This is a genomic window from Micromonospora sp. NPDC047762 (genome assembly GCF_043204655.1).
Taxonomy (GTDB): domain Bacteria; phylum Actinomycetota; class Actinomycetes; order Mycobacteriales; family Micromonosporaceae; genus Micromonospora.
The window spans coordinates 41,323-58,312 of the sequence record NZ_JBIDCQ010000001.1 but is presented as its reverse complement, the minus strand read 5'-3'; the positions used below and the strand labels follow the sequence as shown (position 1 = coordinate 58,312).

Annotated in this window: 17 protein-coding genes; 7 read left to right on the top strand and 10 right to left on the bottom strand. The window is 69.9% G+C overall.

Going from position 1 to position 16,990, the window contains the following annotated elements:
- Window positions 1-17 precede the first annotated feature (17 nt).
- Entirely contained in the window at window positions 18-464 is a 447-nt protein-coding gene (locus ACGF3C_RS00275) for a DoxX family membrane protein (protein ID WP_393217433.1), read from the bottom strand.
- Window positions 465-548: 84 nt separating this feature from the next.
- Here ACGF3C_RS00275 and ACGF3C_RS00270 point away from each other — a divergent pair, with 84 nt between their 5' ends.
- A complete protein-coding gene (locus tag ACGF3C_RS00270) occupies window positions 549-1,109 on the top strand; it encodes a TetR/AcrR family transcriptional regulator (protein ID WP_393217430.1) in 561 nt (186 codons plus the stop codon).
- Between the two features lie 126 nt (window positions 1,110-1,235).
- On the opposite strand, the gene ACGF3C_RS00265 is transcribed toward ACGF3C_RS00270, so the two are convergent.
- Both ACGF3C_RS00265 and ACGF3C_RS00260 read right to left on the bottom strand, forming a co-directional pair.
- A complete protein-coding gene (locus ACGF3C_RS00265) occupies window positions 1,236-2,675 on the bottom strand; it encodes a GuaB1 family IMP dehydrogenase-related protein (protein WP_393217428.1) in 1,440 nt (479 codons plus the stop codon).
- A gap of 153 nt (window positions 2,676-2,828) precedes the next feature.
- Window positions 2,829-3,425: a LysE/ArgO family amino acid transporter gene (locus ACGF3C_RS00260; protein ID WP_393217426.1), complete on the bottom strand. Its 597-nt coding sequence runs from the start codon at window positions 3,423-3,425 to the stop codon at window positions 2,829-2,831.
- A 70-nt stretch (window positions 3,426-3,495) separates the two neighbouring features.
- On the opposite strand from ACGF3C_RS00260, the gene ACGF3C_RS00255 reads away from it, so the two are divergent.
- Window positions 3,496-4,389, top strand: coding sequence for a LysR family transcriptional regulator ArgP (locus ACGF3C_RS00255; RefSeq protein WP_393217424.1), 894 nt, complete (start codon window positions 3,496-3,498; stop codon window positions 4,387-4,389).
- Window positions 4,390-4,405: 16 nt separating this feature from the next.
- On the opposite strand, the gene ACGF3C_RS00250 is transcribed toward ACGF3C_RS00255, so the two are convergent.
- A complete protein-coding gene (locus tag ACGF3C_RS00250; RefSeq protein WP_393217422.1) occupies window positions 4,406-6,157 on the bottom strand; it encodes an acetyl/propionyl/methylcrotonyl-CoA carboxylase subunit alpha in 1,752 nt (583 codons plus the stop codon).
- Between the two features lie 150 nt (window positions 6,158-6,307).
- Here ACGF3C_RS00250 and ACGF3C_RS00245 point away from each other — a divergent pair, with 150 nt between their 5' ends.
- From ACGF3C_RS00245 to ACGF3C_RS00235, 3 genes are all read left to right on the top strand, one after another.
- Window positions 6,308-6,919 (top strand): PadR family transcriptional regulator, encoded by a 612-nt coding sequence (locus ACGF3C_RS00245; RefSeq protein ID WP_357221201.1) that lies wholly within the window; start codon window positions 6,308-6,310, stop codon window positions 6,917-6,919.
- 122 nt (window positions 6,920-7,041) lie between these two features.
- Window positions 7,042-8,001 (top strand): ATP-binding cassette domain-containing protein, encoded by a 960-nt coding sequence (locus tag ACGF3C_RS00240; protein ID WP_355009464.1) that lies wholly within the window; start codon window positions 7,042-7,044, stop codon window positions 7,999-8,001.
- An 18-nt stretch (window positions 8,002-8,019) separates the two neighbouring features.
- On the top strand, window positions 8,020-8,775 hold the full coding sequence (locus tag ACGF3C_RS00235) for an ABC transporter permease (protein WP_357197966.1): 756 nt from the start codon (window positions 8,020-8,022) through the stop codon (window positions 8,773-8,775).
- A 64-nt stretch (window positions 8,776-8,839) separates the two neighbouring features.
- On the opposite strand, the gene ACGF3C_RS00230 is transcribed toward ACGF3C_RS00235, so the two are convergent.
- The 5 genes from ACGF3C_RS00230 to ACGF3C_RS00210 form a co-directional block, all read right to left on the bottom strand.
- Entirely contained in the window at window positions 8,840-9,493 is a 654-nt protein-coding gene (locus ACGF3C_RS00230) for an O-methyltransferase (protein WP_357221156.1), read from the bottom strand.
- Window positions 9,490-10,158: a Maf family protein gene (locus ACGF3C_RS00225; RefSeq protein WP_357221159.1), complete on the bottom strand. Its 669-nt coding sequence runs from the start codon at window positions 10,156-10,158 to the stop codon at window positions 9,490-9,492. Before ACGF3C_RS00225 ends, ACGF3C_RS00230 begins: the two co-directional genes overlap by 4 nt.
- A gap of 159 nt (window positions 10,159-10,317) precedes the next feature.
- Entirely contained in the window at window positions 10,318-11,421 is a 1,104-nt protein-coding gene (mycP, locus tag ACGF3C_RS00220) for a type VII secretion-associated serine protease mycosin (protein ID WP_393217418.1), read from the bottom strand.
- Between the two features lie 1,402 nt (window positions 11,422-12,823).
- A complete protein-coding gene (locus ACGF3C_RS00215) occupies window positions 12,824-13,282 on the bottom strand; it encodes a hypothetical protein (protein WP_112581897.1) in 459 nt (152 codons plus the stop codon).
- Between the two features lie 91 nt (window positions 13,283-13,373).
- Window positions 13,374-13,568: an acyl-CoA carboxylase subunit epsilon gene (locus ACGF3C_RS00210; RefSeq protein ID WP_393217415.1), complete on the bottom strand. Its 195-nt coding sequence runs from the start codon at window positions 13,566-13,568 to the stop codon at window positions 13,374-13,376.
- A gap of 90 nt (window positions 13,569-13,658) precedes the next feature.
- On the opposite strand from ACGF3C_RS00210, the gene ACGF3C_RS00205 reads away from it, so the two are divergent.
- Both ACGF3C_RS00205 and ACGF3C_RS00200 read left to right on the top strand, forming a co-directional pair.
- A complete protein-coding gene (locus ACGF3C_RS00205; RefSeq protein ID WP_393217413.1) occupies window positions 13,659-15,692 on the top strand; it encodes a protein kinase in 2,034 nt (677 codons plus the stop codon).
- 65 nt (window positions 15,693-15,757) lie between these two features.
- Window positions 15,758-15,985, top strand: a complete 228-nt coding sequence (locus tag ACGF3C_RS00200; protein WP_357221167.1) for a hypothetical protein — start codon at window positions 15,758-15,760, stop codon at window positions 15,983-15,985.
- A gap of 83 nt (window positions 15,986-16,068) precedes the next feature.
- On the opposite strand, the gene ACGF3C_RS00195 is transcribed toward ACGF3C_RS00200, so the two are convergent.
- Window positions 16,069-16,821 carry a GH25 family lysozyme gene (locus ACGF3C_RS00195; RefSeq protein ID WP_112625147.1) on the bottom strand — a complete coding sequence of 251 codons (753 nt, stop codon included), beginning with the start codon at window positions 16,819-16,821 and terminating at the stop codon, window positions 16,069-16,071.
- Window positions 16,822-16,990: the final 169 nt, after the last annotated feature.

Here is a 16,990-nt window from a genome sequence, read left to right as displayed (position 1 = left end):
GGTTAGCCCCCTGATAGTCAGGGGCCAAACGAAATTGCCGCAGCGGTGGCCACGAACACGATCTGCAGGGCGGTTCGCTGTGCGAGCGGGGTGACCGGGCGGCCGGCGAGGGTCAACTCGCGGCGGGCGGCCGAGATGTTGGCCGGGAACATCGCGAGCATGAGCAGGCCGAGCCCGGCCGCCGCGACCCGGGCGGTAGCCGGCACCAGGAGGCCGACCGCGCCGACCAGCTCCAGCACGCCGGTGGCGGTGACCAGCAGGTCCGGCCGGGGCAGGCGGGGCGGAACCATCGCGATCAGGTCGCTGCGACGCTGGCCGACGAAGTGCGCGACGGCGGTGAGTGTGAACATCACGGCCAGCCCGACGCGCAGCGCGGGGTGCCAGCCGTCCAGTGCGGAGATGCCGACCAGGCCGGCGATTCGGGCCAGCGCGGCGCCGGCGACCAAGGCGATCAGGGGTGCCATCGGAATCCTCCTCAGGGGAAACTTGTCAGTGACAAGATTGCGCGTCAGATGCTCATCTTGTCAATGGCAAGATAGGCTTGGCGCATGAGCGGAACCCGCGCCTACCACCACGGCGATCTGCGCCGCGCCCTGCTCGCCGCGGCGCTGGAGGTCGTCGGGGAGGTCGGACCCGCCGCGCTGAGCCTGCGCGACCTGGCCCGCCGGGCCGGTGTCTCGCACGCCGCGCCCGCACACCACTTCGGCGACAAGGCGGGCCTGCTCACCGCGCTCGCCGCCCAGGGCTTCGACCTGCTCGCCGAGACGTTGACCGCGGCGGATGACGACCTGCTGGAGGCGGGCGTCGCGTACGTCGACTTCGCGGTCACGCACCGGGCGTACTTCGAGGTGATGTTCCGCCCGGAGCTCTACCGGGCCGACGACGCCCAGCTGACCGCGGCGCGGAGCCGGGCCGGCGCCGCGCTCCGCTCCGGAGTGGCCGCGCTGTCAAACGGTGGCGCGCCTTCCGACACCGACCGGGACTCGCTCGCGGCCTGGTCGATCGCGCACGGCTTCGCCACCCTCTGGCTGGCCGGCGCGCTGCCCGACCGCGTGGGCGACAACCCCCGCGAGGCAGCCCGCGCCGTGCTGCGCCGCCCCTCAACCTGACGCCGAGGCCCACCCGGCCAACCCCGCCCACACCCTCCCTTGCCGTTGATCATGAAGTTATTGCCACGACACGCCGATGTGGAGGGCAATAACTTCATGATCAACAAGGGTGGACAGTGGGGTGGGTTACCAGCTGGTGGGGAGGGGCATTCCTTCGGTGAAGCCGGCGGCGCTCTGCACGCCGACGATCGCCCGCTCGTGGAACTGGGTCAGGTTCCGTGCGCCGGCGTAGGTGAAGGCGCTGCGTACCCCCGCGATGATCTCGTCGATCAGGTCCTCGACACCGGGGCGGGTCGGGTCCAGGTGCATCCGGGCCGAGGAGATGCCCTCCTCGAACACCGCCTTGCGGGCCCGGTCGTACGGGCTGTCGTCGGCAGTCCGGGCGCTGACCGCCCGAGCCGAGGCCATTCCGAAGCTCTCCTTGTACCGCCGGCCGTCCGCGTCGGTGTAAAGGTCACCGGGGGACTCGTAGGTGCCGGCGAACCAGGAACCGATCATCACGTTCGACGCGCCGGCGGCGAGCGCGAGCGCCACGTCCCGGGGGTGCCGCACCCCGCCGTCGGCCCACACGTGCCGGCCCAGTTGGCGGGCCGCGGCAGCGCAGTCGAGCACGGCGGAGAACTGCGGTCGACCCACGCCGGTCATCATCCGGGTGGTGCACATCGCCCCCGGGCCGACGCCGACCTTGATGATGTCCGCCCCCGCCTCCACCAGGTCGCGTACGCCCTCGGCGGTGACCACGTTGCCCGCCGCCACCGGCACCCCCGGGTCCAGCTTCCGGACCGCCTGAAGTGCGGAGATCATCCGTGCCTGATGGCCGTGCGCGGTGTCCACTACCAACGTGTCCACCCCCGCCTCCAGCAGCGCCGCCGCCTTGCCGGTCACGTCCCCGTTGATCCCGACGGTCGCCGCGATCCGCAGCCGGCCCCGGTCGTCCACCGCCGGTGTGTAGAGGGTGGCGCGCAACGCGCCCTGTCGGGTCAGCACCCCGACCAGCCGACCCTCGGCGTCCACCACCGGGGCGAGTCGGCGACGGCCCGCCGAGAGCAGATCGAAACCGGTACGAGGATCCGCGTCCGCCGGAACGGTGTGCAGCTCGGTGGACATCACGTGACGCAGTTGCGCGAAGCGGTCCACGCCAGTGGTGTCCGCCTCGGTGACCACACCCATCGGCCGGCCGTCGTCGTCGACGACGATCACCGCACCGTGCGAGCGCTTGGGCAGCAGGTGGATGGCATCGCCCACGGTCTCGGTCGGGCCCAGCGTGATGGGGGTGTCGTAGACCAGGTGGCGCTGCTTGACCCAGGCGACGACGTTGGCCACCACCTCGATCGGAATGTCCTGCGGGATCACAGTGATGGCACCCCGGCGGGCGACAGTCTCGGCCATCCGCCGTCCGGCGACCGCGGTCATGTTCGACACCACCAACGGAATGGTGGTGCCGGTGCCGTCGCCGGTGGAGAGGTCGACGTCGAGTCGGGAGCCCAGATCGGAGCGGGCCGGCGCCATGAAGACGTCGGTATAGGTCAGGTCGTGCGCGGGAGCCGCGCCGTGAAGGAACCGCACCCGGCAATCATTCCCGCTCGCGGTCGGTTCCACCGCCGGTGGTCGCGGAAAACACTCGCATCGTCGACGGTCCTGGTCCCGGGGGCGAGTCGGTGCTCGCCGGAGGAGCCGGGCGGCCGGTGGGGTGCCACGGCGAGTCCGGGTACGAACGGGTCAGCCCAGCAGGAGTGCCACGGCGAGCCCGGCCATCACGACGGCGATGACCGCGTCCAGCACCCGCCAGGCGGCGGCGCGGGCGAGCAGCGGCGCGAGGCGCTGCGCGCCGACGCCGAGCGCGGTGAACCAGGCCACACTGGCCAGAACGGCGCCGGCGCCGAAGACCCACCGGTGCGGGTGTTGCTGGGCCACGCTGCCGAGGAGCAGCACGGTGTCCAGGTAGACGTGCGGGTTCAGGTAGGTGAAGGCGGCGCAGGCGAGCAGGGTCGACCCCAACGTGGCCGGCGGCCGCTCGGTGGGCAGCAGGGCGCCGGGACGCAGGGCGCGGCGGGCGGCGAGCCCCGCGTAGCAGAGCAGGAAGGCGGCTCCGCCCCAGCGGATCGCCGTCAGCAGGCCCGGTCGGCCGGTCACCAGCGAACCAACCCCGGCCACCCCCGCCATGATCAGCAGCGCGTCCGAAGCGGCGCAGGTCAGCACCACGGGTACGACGTGCTCGCGTCGCAGGCCCTGACGCAGGACGAAGGCGTTCTGGGCGCCGATGGCGACGATGAGCGCGATGGAGACCGAGAAGCCGGCGACGGCGGAGGTGAGCACGGAGTCGACGCTAGGACCGTCGACGGTCACCAGTCCAACTAAAGATTCTCACGCAACTTAAGCTCAGCTGATGGAAGGTCTCGACTCGGCGCAGCTTCGGACACTCGGGGCCGTGGTGGCGGAGGGCAGCTTCGACGCGGCGGCCCGGCTGCTGCACATCACGCCGTCGGCGGTGAGCCAACGGATCAAGGCGCTGGAGGAGACCGTCGGCCAGGTGCTGGTCCGCCGTGCCCGTCCATGCGTGGCGACCGACGCCGGTCGCCCGCTGCTGCGCCTGGCCGGCCAGCTCGCGCTGCTCGAACGGGAGGCCCTCGCAGATGCCCGCGGCCCACTGGCCGGCGGTGGTCGGATCCGGGTCGCCGTGGTGGTCAACGCGGACTCGCTGGCCACCTGGTTCCCCGCCGCGCTGGCCCGGTTGCCGCAGCGGGCCGGGCTCTCGTTCGACCTGCGGCAGGACGATCAGGACCACACCGCCGAACTGCTGCGCGACGGTTCGGTGACGGCGGCGGTCACCGCCCAGCGGGAGGCCGTGCAGGGCTGCCGGGTGCTGCGACTCGGGGCCGTGCGCTACCGCGCGTTGGCCACAGCGGAATTCGCGGCGTCCCACTTCCCCGGAGGATTCGCCGCCGCCGCGCTGGCGAGCACCCCGTTGTTGGTCTTCGACCGGAAGGACCGGGTGCAACATCGGTTCATCCGGGCGGTGGTCGGTCGACCGCTCGACCCGCCGGTGAACTACGTACCGTCGGTGCCGGCGTTCAGCGAGGCGATCCGGCTCGGGTTGGGCTGGGGTCTGGTGCCGGAACAGATCGCCCAGGCCGACCTGACCGCAGGTCGCTGTGTCGACCTCGCGCCGGGCCGACACCTCGACGTTCCGCTGTACTGGCAGCACTGGCGGCTGGAGTCGGACGTGCTCAACGCCCTGACCGTCGCCGTCCGCGAGGTCGCCGCCGAGACCCTGCGCTGATCGTCCGCCGGACGGCTCAGGCGATGGTGCAGATGGGAGCACCGGCGGTGATCACGGCGCCGACCTCGGCGCTGAGGCCGCTGACCGTACCCGCCTTGTGCGCGTGCAGCGGCTGCTCCATCTTCATCGCCTCCAGCACCACGACCAGATCACCCTCGGCCAACGTGTCGCCGTCCGCCACCGCGATCTTGACGATGGTGCCCTGCATCGGCGAGGTGAGCGAGTCGCCGCCGACCGGGGCGCCGGCCTTGGCGCCGCCACCGCGCCGGGTCGGCTTGCGAGCGGCGGGTGCCGCGGTGGTCGTACTCCCGCCGAAGCCGGCGGGGAGGCTGACCTCGATGCGCTTGCCGCCCACCTCGACCACGACGGTGTCGCGCTCGGCCGGCGCCTCGGCGGTGCCGGCGGCGGCGCTGAACGGCGGCACCGTGTTGTGGAACTCGGTCTCGATCCACCGGGTGTGCACTGTGAAGGGCTCGGCGGTGAACGCCTCGTCCCGCACGACGAGCCGGTGGAACGGCAGCGCGGTGGCCATCCCGTCGAGGACCATCTCGTCCAGCGCGCGGCGGGCGCGCTCCAGCGCCTCGGTCCGCGTCTCACCGACGATGATCACCTTGGCGAGCAGTGAGTCGAAGTTGCCGCCGATCACGTCGCCGGCCGAGATGCCGGTGTCGACCCGCACACCGGGCCCGCTGGGCAGGCGCAGCGCGGTGACAGTGCCGGGGGCGGGCAGGAAGTTGCGGCCCGGATCCTCGCCGTTGATCCGGAACTCGATCGCGTGCCCGCGCGGCGTCGGGTCCTCCGTGATCCGCAGCTTCTCGCCGTCGGCGATCCGGAACTGTTCGCGGACCAGGTCGATGCCGGCGGTCTCCTCGGTGACCGGGTGCTCGACCTGGAGCCGGGTGTTGACCTCCAGGAAGGAGATGGTGCCGTCGACGCCGACCAGGTATTCCACGGTGCCGGCGCCGTGGTAGCCGGCCTCGCGGCAGATCGCCTTGGCGCTCTCGTGGATCTGGGCGCGCTGGGCGTCGGTGAGGAACGGCGCGGGCGCCTCCTCGACGAGCTTCTGGTGACGCCGCTGCAACGAGCAGTCCCGGGTGCCCACCACGATCACGTTGCCGTGCTGGTCGGCGAGGACCTGCGCCTCGACGTGCCGGGGCTGGTCGAGGTACCGCTCGACGAAGCACTCGCCCCGACCGAACGCCGCGACCGCCTCGCGGGTGGCCGACTCGAACAGTTGCGGGATCTCCTCCATCGTGCGGGCGACCTTGAGGCCGCGCCCGCCACCACCGAAGGCGGCCTTGATGGCGACCGGCAGGCCATGGTCGACGGCGAAGGCCATCACCTCGTCCGGGCTGGCCACCGGGTCCGGGGTGCCGGGGACCAGCGGTGCGCCGGCCCGCTGGGCGATGTGCCGGGCGGTGACCTTGTCGCCCAGGTCACGGATCGCCTGCGGGGTGGGGCCGATCCAGGTCAGCCCGGCGTCCATGACGGCCTGGGCGAAGTCGGCGTTCTCACTGAGGAAGCCATAACCCGGGTGTACGGCGTCGGCGCCGGCCCGAGCGGCGACGTCGAGCAGCTTGTCGATGCGCAGGTAGGTCTCGGTCGCGCTGTCCCCGCCCAGCGCGTACGCCTCGTCCGCGAGGGTGGCGTGCAGGGCGTCGCGGTCGGAGTCCGCGTACACGGCAACGCTGCCCAGGCCGGCGTCGCGGCACGCGCGGATCACCCGGACGGCGATCTCGCCGCGGTTGGCGATGAGTACCTTGCGCACCTTCGTGGCTCCTCCCGGGCAGGTTACTGACGGGGAGTGTATCGGCCGCCCACTGCGGCCCTAACGATCGCTCAGTGTGGGATGGCGCACTGCACCCGCCACGGGTTAGTCAAACTTGGCTATTACGCTTATCGGGTGTCTTCGACTCGGATGATGATTCTCGGTCTGGTGCGGTGGATGCAGCCCGTGCACGGCTACGACGTGCGCCGTGAGCTGCTGAGCTGGAGCGCCGACAAGTGGGCGAACGTGCAACCCGGATCGATCTATCACGCCCTGCGCAAGCTCACCGAGGAAGGGCTGCTCCGCGCCGTCGCGACCGAGCAGGTGGGCGCCCGTCCCGCGCGGACCACGTACGAGGTGACGGTCAAGGGGGAGGACGAGTTCGAGACGCTGCTGCGTAACTCCTGGTGGACCATCAGCGAGCCCGTCGACCCGTTCGTGGCCGCCTTCTCCTTCCTGCCGGCCATGCCGCGCGCCGAGGCGGCCGCCGCCCTGCGTAACCGGGCCAACCTGCTGCGCGCCGGCGTCGAGTCCATGCGCGCCTCGCTGGAGTCGGACTGGGTGCGCAACCGCAAGCCGGTGCACGTGGCCTGGATGTTCGAGCTGTGGTCGGCGCGCGCGGAGGCGGAGATGACCTGGTGCGAGCGGATCGCCGAGCGGATCGATTCCGGAGTGTCGTACCTGCCTGCTGAGCTGGACGAAGCGCAGGGTTGGACGGGGTGGAGGGACGGCCTGGAGTCGCCCGGCTCCGACGCGAAATAATCAACGTTGACTAGAAAAGTTATATCGCGTTAGCCTACTGACGGCACAGCGGGGGATTGCGCCGTCCGGCGTCGACCCAACTCGACGGCCGGCCCGACCGGCCCGAACGACCAGGAGCAGAGATGATCGAGACCAGGGGGCTGCGGAAGTCGTTCCGCTCCCGCGCGGGTCGAGAGACGAAGACGGTGGACGCCGTGCGGGGCGTCGACCTTGACGTTGCCAAGGGTGAGATCTTCGGCTTCCTCGGCCCGAACGGCGCCGGCAAGACCACCACGCTGCGGATGCTCGCCACGCTGATCGAGCCGGACGGCGGCGAGGCCACCATCGCGGGCGCCGACCTGCGCAAGGACCCGGCCGAGGTGCGCCGCCGCATCGGGTACGTCCCGCAGGGCGGCAGCACCTGGGACGAGTCCACCGCCCGCGAAGAGCTGGTGCTGCACGCCCGGATGTACGGCATCAGCAAGGCCGACGCGCAGCGGCGCGCCGCCCGCGCCCTGGACGCCTTCCAGCTCACCGAGTACGCCGACCGCAAGTGCAAGACCTACTCCGGCGGCCAGCGTCGCCGGGTGGAGATCGCCCTCGGCATCATCCACGAGCCGAAGATCGTCTTCCTGGACGAGCCGACCACCGGCCTCGACCCGCAGAGCCGCGCACACATGTGGGACGAGATCCGCCGGCTCCGCGCCGACGGCATGACCGTCTTCATCACCACTCACTACCTGGACGAGGCCGACGCGCTCTGCGACCGGATCGCGATCATGGACAACGGCGAGGTGGTGGCCGAGGGCACCCCCGCCGAGCTCAAGCGGGAGATCTCCGGCGACGTGGTGCTGGTCGGTCTCGACCTGGCCGCCACCCCGCAGGCCGCCCAGACGCTCGACGGCGAGCCGTACGTCAACAAGCTGGAGACGGTCGACGAGGGCGGCCTGCGCCTCTACGTCGACGAGGGCGCCACCGCCATCCCGCAGGTGCTGCGCCGACTCGACCACGCCGGGCTGGAGCTGCGCTCGATCGAGCTGCACCGACCCAGCCTGGACGACGTCTTCCTCACCAAGACCGGCCGCTCGCTGCGCGAGTCCTGACCACCGGAGACGACTCTCATGAAATTCGCCCGTGACACGTGGCTGATCTTCCAGCGCCAGATCCAACTCCTGCTCCGCAACCCGGTCTGGGTCTTCGTCGGTGTGTTCCAGCCGGTCATGTACCTGCTGCTCTTCGCCCCGCTGCTCAAGCCCGCACTGAACGCGCCCACCCAGGCGGCCGCCTACAAGATCTTCGTGCCGGGTCTGCTGGTGCTCCTGGCCATCTTCGGCGGACTGTTCCAGGGCTTCGGCCTGATCGCCGAGCTGCGAGCCGGTGTCATCGAACGCTCCCGGGTCACCCCGATCAGCCGGCTCGCCCTGCTGCTCGGCCGCTCGCTGCGCGACGTGGTCTCGCTCCTGGTGCAGGCCGTCATCATCACGCTCCTGGCGCTCATCTTCGACCTTCGGGTGTTCCTCGGGGACCTGCTGCTGGCGTACCTGATGCTCGCCCTGATCGCCCTCATGACCTCGGCCGTCTCCTACGGCGTCGCCCTCAAGGTCAAGAGTGAGGACGCGCTGGCCCCGCTGATGAACACCGTGGCACAGCCGGTGCTGCTGCTCTCCGGCATCCTGCTGCCGCTGACCTTCGCGCCCGGCTGGTTGCAGGGCATCGCCAACTGGAACCCGTTCTCCTGGGCGGTCGACGGCACCCGGGCGCTGTTCGCCGGTGACCTGGGCAGCGACAAGGTCTGGCAGGGCCTCAGCATCACCGCTGTCCTCGCCGCGCTGGGCGTCTACTGGGCTGCCCGCCAGTTCGCCCGCAGCGTCCGCTGACGCTGGGTTTCTGACAGGGGTGTCCCTCTGGTGGGGACACCCCTGTCGCTGCGGGTAGCGTCGGTCAGCGGACCCGGGCGAGGGTCAGGCCGTCCGCGATCGCCAGCATCACCGGGTCCACCCGTACGTCCGCGAGGACCTCGTCGTTGAACGCGGCGATGGCCCGGTCGCCGGCGTCCTGCGGGGCGATGACCCGCCCGCCACGCAGGACGTTGTCGACGGCGATCACCCCACCCGGACGCATCCGGGGCACCAACTCGGCCCAGTAGATCGGGTAGCCGGTCTTGTCCGCGTCGATGAACGCGAAGTCCAGGTGCCGCTCGTGCGGCAACTCCCGCAGCCCGTCCGCGGCCGGGCCGATGCGCAGGTCGATCAGATCCTGCACGCCGGCCCGCGCCCAGTAGCGCCGGGCGATGCCGGTGAACTCCTCGGAGATGTCGAAGCAGGTCAGTTGCCCACCCTCGGGCAACCCGCGGGCGATCGCCAGAGACGAGAGCCCGGTGAACGTGCCGACCTCGACGGCCTGGCGCACGCCGAGCAGCCGGGTGAGAAACGTCAGGAACGCGGCCTGCTCCGGAGCCACCTGCATGGTGGCGTGCTCGGGCAGCACCGACCGGGTCTCCTCGGCCAGGTCACGGATGATCTCGTCCGGCGGGGAGCCGTGTGCGACCAGATAGGCGTGCAGCTCGTTGGTGAGCGGGATCGACTTGATGGTCATGACCGGACGTTACCGATCGGCTCGACCATTTGGCCGCCCGGCGCGACAGTCGTCCACAGGTCGGTGATCCGCAGATCCAGCTCGGCGAGGAGCCGGCGCAGCAGCGGCATCGACAGCCCGACCACCGTCCCCGGGTCACCCTCGATCCGTTCCACGAACGGCCCACCCAGCCCGTCGATCGTGAACGCGCCAGCCACCGCCAGCGGCTCACCGGTGGCCACGTAGGCGGCGATCTCGTCGTCACTGATGTCAGCGAAGTGGACCGTCGTCGACGCGACCGCCTCCGCGCGCCGGCCCGCAGTAACGTCGACCAGGCAGTGCCCGCTGTGGAGAACGCCGCTGCGTCCCCGCATCCGCAGCCACCGCCGGGTAGCGTCCGCGGCATCCGCCGGCTTGCCGAGGATCTCCCCGTCGAAGGCGAGCACCGAGTCGCAGCCGATCACCAACGTCCGCTGATCGGCGGCCGCATTAAGCCGGGTCAACACCGCCTGTGCCTTCAGGCGAGCCAACTCCAGGCACAACTCCTCGGCCCGCTCGGTCACCACCAGGGACTCGTCCACCCCACTGACCAGCACCTCCGGCTCGACACCGGCAGCCTGGAGCAACTTACGACGGGCAGGGCTCGCCGATGCGAGCACGAGGCGGAGCGGCAAAGTCTCAGACACCACCCCGACGTTACCGCCCAGCCACCCACCAGGACCGACACCCCGCCGCCGGGTGGCCCGCCCCCATGATCCACTCGACTTACAGGAAAACGCGCTATCCCATCGCCCCGGACACCGCGTTTTCCTGCAAGCCGAGTGGATCACCGCTTCGCCGATCGTTCAGCGACTGATTCTGGGTGGCGGATCATCGCCACGTCGACGCCGCCGCGCTATCACGGCCCACCCGACCCCGGCAGCCACGAGCACCCCGAGAGTGGCCAGCCCACGCGCGGTCGCGCTATCGCTCTCATCACCCGGCTGAGCGCCAGCCGTCGTGGTCGGGCCAGCACCGGCCGGAGCGCTCACCGATTCAAACCCAAGCGGCGGTACGTCTGCCGTCAGCGCCGCCACAAGATCAATCACTCCATAGCCGTACTCGTCGTCACGCCCAGGAGGGCCCTTGTCGACGGCGGTAGCCGTGAGCCGGTGCGCCACCTCTCGGGCCGGCAGGTAGGGGTACTTGGACCTGATCAACGCAGCCGCGCCCGCAACGATCGCCGTCGCGTCAGAGGTGCCGGTGCCTTTGCGGTACTTGCCCTCGATACTCGTGCTGTAAATGTCAACGGCGGGCGCAACCACGTCAATCTCCGGCCCAGTGACGGAGACGGCGGCACGCTTCCCGTCTCGGTCGACCCCACCCACCGCGATAACTTCCGGGTAGCGCGCAGGATAACCCACCATTTGCGTCCAAGGTGCATTGCCTGCGGCAGCAACAACTACGATGTCAGCTTGCAAGGCCATTTTGACTGCCTGTTGCAGGCGAGCGTTAACCCCGCCGGCGATTGAAATGCTGATAACATCAGCGCCGGCGCTGATTGCATACTCTGTTGCCGCTGCCAACGATTCCGAATCGCCCTCCTTGCCCGGAGGTGAACAAAATATTGGCAGAATCCTGGCTTTCGGTGCAATGCCGAGTGCACCTAAACGATCGTTGCCGTGAGCCGCGATTAGACCCGCCATTCCCGTGCCGTGGCCGTCCTTGTCGGTCAATCCGTCACCGCGGCCTCCAGCAATTACGTCTTTGCCAGGAAGCAGGTTGCCCCTCAGGTCCGGATGTTGATCTACGCCACTGTCGGGAAGTGCAACAACTACCCCATCACCTTGGCTGATCTCATGCGCGCTGGTGACTTTTAAGAAATTGAGATGCCACTGCTCGGTCCGGGCATGATTAGCCTGTGCTTGTAATGCGGGCTCTGGAATTCCTCCTGGAAGGCTCAATGCCAACAGGAGGGGGAGAGCGAGGTGAGGCCTCACCGAGGAAGGCCGAGAGCGGGGCCTGGGTCGATTGGGCCGTCCTCGTCCGGAGGGAGTACCACGGGTGCCACTCCCTGCTCGGTCCTCCATGGATGGTCGGCGTCCCACCGGTCGGGCTCGCTGTCGCTGCCACCGTGAACCCAACGGCCGGGACGGTTAGGAGAGGTGCCCGTGTGCCAACTGGCTCCAGTGCCCGGGGCGCCACCAATAGGCGACATGCCGCCGATCGCTCCGGAAGCACGCGGAGCGCTTGGGCGTGAGCCTGCCCCTCCCGTTGGCGCTGTCCCAGCGCTACCGCCGCCGATGACACCTCCAATCGGATTGACCCGGCGCGGCGCGGCCGGGCCGCTGTTGGGTTGACCAAAGCCAAGGCCGGGTGATCCACCGATCAAGCCACTTGGTGGCATTGTCCGAGGTGGTGTGGGCGTATTAACTCCGTTGGTCCTCGGATTCTTGGGTAATGGCCCCGACTCGCGCTGCTCAGTTGGCGACCGGAGGACATTCGACGCGTTAGGAATGCCCCCGAGGGTTGGGGGTTGCCCCATTGCAGGTGGCTGGGTGACGTGTCCCAGCTGTTGGCCGCGAGGCAAGTCTTCAACCGTGGGGACTGGCAGTGCTGTTGCCCCACCAAGAACAGGGCCAACTCCCGCAGTAGCCGGTAGCCGGCTGCCGGGCGAGCTGACGGAAGGGTCAATGGATGACGGAATTCTCGCAGGCGACCGAATGGGGACCGGAACAATGGGGGGAACAATGGGTGCTGCGGCTGCTGTCGTGGCAGCCCCTTCTTCGTCGACGCGAGGAGCGGGCCGGGGGGGTGGTTTTTGGAGGGTTGCTTGGGCTTGTTGGAGTTCGCCGCTCAGGTTGAACATCATGGAACGGGCCTGCACGTTCAGCCGTTCCAGTTCTCCGTCAGCAACAGGTGGTGTGGTGGCCCGGTTGCCCATCACCGCTTTCGGGTCGGCGACCATCGACTCGTACGCCTGCTTCTGCTGGAACTTGGTCGCGTACTCCTCGTAGATCTTGTGGAGTGCGGCGCGGGTGGTGCCGATGGCCTGTGTTGCGGCGGAGAGCGCTGTGTAGTTCGCGGCGGCGGCGTCGTGGGTTCGCTGCACCTTGTCGACGAGGTCGTCGAGTTCGGCGAGGTACGTGCGGGAGGCGGCGCTGGTTTCGGGGGGCCACGCCTCGGCGAGTCCGCGTCGGTACTGCTGGAGGCGGCCGAGGTGGGTTTGCGCCAGGTCGCAGACCTTGCGCCAGCCGGCGACCTGCTTCCAGTGGTTGGCGGTGTCGTGGTCCTGGAGGCAGGCCCACATGCTGTTGACGTCCATGAGGTGCCAGTCGGTGAGGCCGGAGGTGCGGCCGGTGCCCCGTTCGATCACGGCAGGACCACCGGCCCTTCGGCGTCGGGGCTGGTCGGGTCGGTGAGGGTTGGCGTCGGGCCGCCGGGGAGGACGCTGGCCGGGTTGGCGAGGGCTCGTTGCACGTCGACCACTCGGGCGGCGGTGAAGGCGTCGCTGTCGGCGTAGTGGGTGGCGACCTGATCGGCGGCGGCGGCCAGGTGGCCGGTGGCGCCTCGGACGGCGTACACCATGTCGGCGGTGGCCTGCTGCGTCTCGTGGTGGGCGTGCAGGAAGGTGACCAGCTCGATGAAGGCGTCACACGGGTTGGGCAGCTTCGCCGACATGTCTTCGGCGATGTACGACAGGTGCGGCGCGTAGTTGCTTTCGACCTCGGCGGCGAGCCGGTCGGCGAACTCTCTGAGCTGGCTGATGTCGGCTTCGATGCCGCCGTAACCGCGTAGCCAGGGTGCTGGCCGGTCCTCTTCGGGGATCATGGATCCTCCCTACCCGTAACGGCACCGTTTCCCTGAGTGAGGTTAACGGCTCAACGCCACCCTGACAGCCCCCGTACGGCAGGTCTCGGGGTCAGCGGGGCAGGCCGGTGGCGCGCCACCCGCGGGAGCCGCCGGGTCGACCGCTGAGCGCCCAGGCGGACGCGGTCGCCGGGACGGGGGCGGCGGCCGGACGGGTTCGGACGATGATCGCCCCCACCAGAGCGGCCAACTCCTCGGCGGTGGGCACGCCGCGGACGACCCGGAACAGCGGCTCTTCGGCAGACATGCCGCCAGGGTACGCGGCGCGAAGTTACCCGAAGCGCACAGTGGCGTGCCGGCGGTGTGAGCGTCAGCGGGTCCGGGTACCGTCTCACCGATGTCGAACGCGCTTCCCCAACTCGTCGCTGACCGATACCGGCTCCTGTCGCCGCTCGGCCAGGGCGGCATGGGCAGGGTGTGGAAGGCGCGCGACGAGGTGCTGCATCGGGACGTCGCCATCAAGGAGCTGGTGCCGCCGCCCGGTCTCACCGATGAGGAACGCCGCGAGATGCGGGAGCGTTCGTTGCGGGAGGCGCGGGCCATCGCCCGGCTCAACCACGCCAACGTCGTCCGCATTTTCGACGTGCTGCGCACCGACGGCGATCCGTGGATCGTCATGGAGTACGTGGCGTCGAAGTCGTTGCAGGACACTCTCGCCGAGGACGGCCCGGTGTCGGTGGCCCGCACTGTGGAGATCGGCCTGGGCGTGCTGGGTGCGCTCAGCGCCGCACACAAGGCGGGCGTCATGCACCGCGACGTGAAGCCCGGCAACGTGTTGCTCGGCGACGACGGTCGGGTGGTGCTGACCGATTTCGGTCTCGCCACGATCCCCGGTGACCCCAACGTGACCCGCACCGGCATGGTGCTCGGCTCGCCCGCGTACATCTCGCCGGAGCGGGCCCGGGACGGCACCGCCGGGCCGGAGGCCGACCTGTGGTCGCTGGGCGCGACGCTCTACGCGGCGGTCGAGGGCAAGTCTCCGTACGCCCGGCCGTCGGCGATCGGCACCCTGGCCGCGTTGGCCACCGAGCCGATTCCGCCGCCGAAGAACGCCGGTCCGCTCAAGGCCGTCCTCAACGGGCTGCTGCGCAAGGACCCGAACGAGCGGATCACCGCCGAGGTGGCGGAGCGGTTGCTGCGCCGCGCCGGGGGCAAGCGGTCGCGCGGCATCTCCCTGCTCGATGGCGTACGCCGGCCTGGGCCGAACGGTCCGCGCGAGCCGCGCCTGCCGGTGGTGCCGGCCCCGCGACCGGCCGAGAGTGTCGACCGGCCGGTGTCACCGCCGCCGGCCGCCGCCGCGACCACCTCCGCCGCCACCTCCGGTGCCGCCGCGACCCCCGCCGCCGATGCCACGCCGACGGCCGCCGTTTCCGGTGCGGTCGCCGACCCAACCGCGGTCGTGCCGGCCGAGTCGGCGGCAACGGCCCCGGCCGAGCCGACCGCCACGATCGACCGACCGTCCGACGCTGACCCGTCCGACGCCGCTCCGTCCGACGGCGAGCCGACCGCGAAGGTCACGGCCGCGCCCGACACGAGCGGCGACGGTACGACGAACGTCGACGACGAGCCGACGGTTGTCGACGGTCCGCCGGTGGCTCCGGAGCAGCGCAAGCCGACCACGCCGACGTCGCTCATGCCGCCGCTCAGTCCGGCCGGCCGTGCGTCGGTGCCGCCCTCGGATGGCACGAAGCCGAACAACACCCGACGTAACCTGCTGATCGGTGCTGTGGTCGCCCTGCTGCTGATCGGTCTCGTGGTGGTCGTGCCGATGCTGACCAAGGACGACGACAAGACCCCGCAGGCCAACCCGACCAGCGCTGCCGCGACCTCCGCGCCTGCGCCGACCTCGGCTGCGGCGCCTCCGCCGCCCACCAGCGGTGCCCCGAGTCCGTCCGCCTCGGCCACTCCCTCGGTCGACCCGAACGCGTTGCCGGCGGGCTGGAAGCTGCACCGGGACCCGGAAGGTTTCGCCCTGCCGATCCCCGACGGTTGGGTGCGCCGCGACGCCGGTCAGAACACTGTCGTCTTCGACGAGTCCAACGGGCCGGGGGAGCTGCTCGTCCAGTGGACCCCGACGCCGAAGAAGGACGCCTACGCCGACTGGAAGAGCATCGAGGGCGGCCGCAAGAACGAAGTCAGAAATTATCAGTACCTCAGCATCGAGCGCTGCACCTTCTGGAAGACCTGTGCGGACTGGGAGTGGCTGGAGACCCGGGACGGGCAGCGGATCCACGTCCGTAACCGAGGGTTCGTGACGGCCAGCAACCGGGGCTACGCGCTGCGGTGGGAGATCGCGGAGAAGGACTGGCAGGCCAACCTGCCGAACTTCGACCGGATCGCAAAGGGTTTCGTGCCCGACCGCCAGGACTGAAAATCCTTCGCATGACCTTCCGTCGTCGTGGGTAATTGACAGTCGACGACGGAAGGAGGCACGACATGCGTTACCGACGGAGGGACGCTCGGCCTCGGCTGGCACTGTGGATGCTCGTGGCGCTCGGCGACGCGATCCTGCTGCTGGTCAGCGCGGGGGTTTCGGTGCTCGTCGCACTGCTCGGCGTCGTGATCGTTGCCGGCTTTGGTGTTGCTGCCTGGCGCTTGACCCGCAGGGGCGCGCTGGCTCGTGAGGACGCTGTGGTGCCGGCCCTGAGTCGGCGGCGGGTCTGACCCGTACCCGGTGGTGTGGCGGCAGCCGGACCGATTGTCGACCATGATGGTGATCGTCGATCCCGCTGCCGCCAACGGCCCGGTCAGGTGTTGTTGGCCAACGCGATCAGGCGGCTCCGGTCGCCGTTCCAGTAGTTGCGGTCCACGTTGCCGCTGATCCCGGAGACCGCGCCGGTGCTGGTGTACTGCCAGAAGCTCCACACCGAAGCCCCGGCCGGCAGGGCGCCGGGCGTGCTCGACCAGCGGGCCAGCCAGAGCGGGTGGTTCGCCCACGGGCCGGTCCAGCTACCGGTGCACTGGTTCCACCAGCTGGTGGTGGTGTAGATGACCGCGTACCGGCCGGTGCGGGAGCGGTAGGTGTTCAGGAAGTCCTGCACCCAGTTGCGCATACCGGTGGTGCTGAGCCCGTAGCAGTAACCGCCGGCGTACGGATTGCCCTCGATGTCCAGGGCCGCCGGGAGGGTCCGGCTGTCCGCCGACCAGGCGCCGCCGTTGGAGGCCAGGTAGTTGGCCTGGGTGGAGCCGGCGGAGATGTTCGGGCGGGCGAAGTGGTACGCCCCGCGGATCACCCCGGCGTTGTACGAGTTGACGTAGTTGGCGTTGAAGTTCGGGTCCTTGTAGCTGGTGCCCTCGGTCGCCTTGATGAAGGCGAACTGGATGCCGGCGTTGCGGACGCTTGTCCAGTTGATGCTGCCCTGGTAGCGGGACACGTCGACACCGGGTGTGGTGGCGGCGGCCGCCGGTCCGGCGGTCGCGACCAGGGCCGCCGCCGCGGTGGCGAGGACGGTGAGGCCGGCCGCGAGCGCGCGGCGCAGCGATGATCGGGTACGGGCCATGAATGCCTCCAAGAGGATCGCTCTATCGACAATCATCCTTGGAGCTTAGTGCCCTAGATCGCAAGTGCGATCGGAAAAAAGCTTCATCGGCGGACGTCAGTCGCCCCACTGGCCGACATGAGAGCCGGTGCCTCGGTAGCGACACGGAACGCCGCCGGTAGGCTCGCGC